A 2,060-nucleotide genomic window follows, 5' to 3' on the forward strand; every position below is an offset into this window, starting at 1 on the left:
CGTTGTATAGCCACTCATCTAATGAAGCAGCTTCCCAGATGGGGTAGAAGTGTAAGCCAATGGCGTTAGAAGAAGGAACAACAGCACCAGAGATGATGTTGTTTCCGTACATCAAGGAACCAGCAACAGGCTCGCGGATACCATCGATGTCCACAGGAGGAGCAGCGATGAAAGCAATGATGAAGCAGGTGGTAGCAGCTAGCAGGGTTGGGATCATTAATACACCAAACCAGCCCACATAGAGGCGGTTGTTGGTGGAGGTAACCCAATTGCAGAACTGAGACCACACAGAGGTGTTGCTCTGCTGTAATACAGTAGTCATGTTCTTATGATTGCGGGTATGAATATGAAGTTATCGAGGTTCGTCCGGCTTGTGTGCGCCTTCATGTATTTATATTAAGCAATATCTAAAGATATGTAAAGGGTTTTTCGAGTAATTACCCTTAGCTATATTAAATAATGTAAATAAGTAAAAATTATATTAGATAAGTATTGACAAAAATGGAGTAATGTGAATATGGAAAACAAAAATAGCCACACAAAAATAGCGATCGCGCTTGTGCGATTGACCTTTGGTCACGCTACGCGATCGCTACTAGGACTTCCCCCATTACTCTCTCCCTAGGGTTACACTAACGGATGACAACTATACCGATAGGGGTTTATCGGGTTTTTCCGATTAATGATCAAACTACCCGATTATTTTCAATGCACTGGGAATACCACTCAAAACTAGCCTTAGGAATACGCTGTTGGGTTGGGTAATCTATATAAGTAATGCCAAAGCGCCGATCATATCCCCAATACCACTCAAAGTTATCCATCAGACTCCAGAGGAAATAACCATTAAGAGGATACCCTTCACTAACAGCGCGATGGGCTGCTTTAAAGTACTCTCGGAGGTACAGAATCCTGTCCGTATCAATCACCTCACCCCGACCATTCAATTCATCCTGTGCCGCACAGCCATTCTCAGTGATAAACATAGGCAAATCTGAACGCCCCAGGGTTTCACTGACATGACGAATCCCCCAATAAAGGGAATCTGGTAGGATATTCAGCCAAGGCAGATTCATGCGAGGGTAGCCTTTGGGCATACCAAGGAACTCGTACCCCTGTGGATTGTCAGCAGCCCGGACATAGGTACCAGTGTAAATATTAAGACAAATCCCATCTAGAGGCTGATGAATAATTTGTAGGTCACATGGTCCGATGTCTGGGGCATTGTCTCCTAACACCTCAAGTAATTCAGGACTATAAGCACCAGTCAGAGCAGGGATAATGATACCGCCATTTTGCCCACATAAAGGGAATGCCTTTTTTGCTGCTGCCACATGGTACGGTGACTCATTGATTGGCACAGTGACGGACAAGTTATCCACAAAGGCTATAGAACAGGGAACCCGGGAAGCACTACGGATGGCTTGACAGCCCAAACCATGAGCTAAAAGGGCATGATGAGAGGTCTGCCATACCTGTTTGATGGATTTAACACGCCTACCGGGAGCATGGATCGGGTCCTGGTTAACCCCATAGCCTAAGTGAGTAAAACACATGATCTCATTAATGGTCATCCAATTGGTAATGCGATCGCCTAATTGAGTGACCACAGCAGTAACATAATCCGCAAAGTCAAAGGCCATCTGGCGAGAAAGCCAAGACTTGTATTTGTCTTCTAGGGCTTGGGGAGAGTCCCAATGAAATAGAGTGGCATGGGGAGTAATGCCATGATCTAACAAGCAATCCACCAAGCGCTTATAGAAATCAACCCCTTCCTGATTGACTTTCCCACCCCCGTCAGGAATAATCCGAGGCCAAGCAATGCTAAAGCGATAATCCTTGATCCCTAGTTTGACCATCAGCTCTATATCTTCTTTGTAGCGATGGTAGTGGTCACAAGCGACCGCACCGGTATCATCGTTAAGTATTTTTCCAGGGGTACCACTGAAGGCCATGCGTAGTCGATGATAATCGACTAGTCAAATGTTCTGGTGATACTACACAACCTTGGGATTTCCTCTACCTAGTCAGATCAGTATTTTTACTGAAGCTCTCTGACT

Annotated in this window: 1 protein-coding gene and 1 pseudogene; both read right to left on the bottom strand. The window is 45.1% G+C overall.

All coding sequences use genetic code 11. From position 1 onward, the window contains the following. A pseudogene (locus tag F6J99_RS44555) lies at nucleotides 1-322 on the bottom strand (Photosystem Q(B) protein 1); the annotation flags it as partial. 364 nt (nucleotides 323-686) lie between these two features. Next, the gene (locus F6J99_RS44560) at nucleotides 687-1,955 is read right to left on the bottom strand and encodes a family 1 glycosylhydrolase (RefSeq protein WP_293123738.1); all 1,269 of its coding nucleotides are present in this window, start codon (nucleotides 1,953-1,955) and stop codon (nucleotides 687-689) included. Nucleotides 1,956-2,060 lie beyond the last annotated feature (105 nt).

The sequence above is a fragment of the Moorena sp. SIO4G3 genome (genome assembly GCF_010692305.1).
In the GTDB taxonomy this organism is placed as follows: domain Bacteria; phylum Cyanobacteriota; class Cyanobacteriia; order Cyanobacteriales; family Coleofasciculaceae; genus Moorena; species Moorena producens_A.

Excerpts from the sequence above, each read along its gene's own strand:
- F6J99_RS44560 (WP_293123738.1), bottom strand. The coding sequence starts at position 1,955 with ATGGCCTTCAGTGGTACCCCTGGAAAAATACTTAACGATGATACCGGT.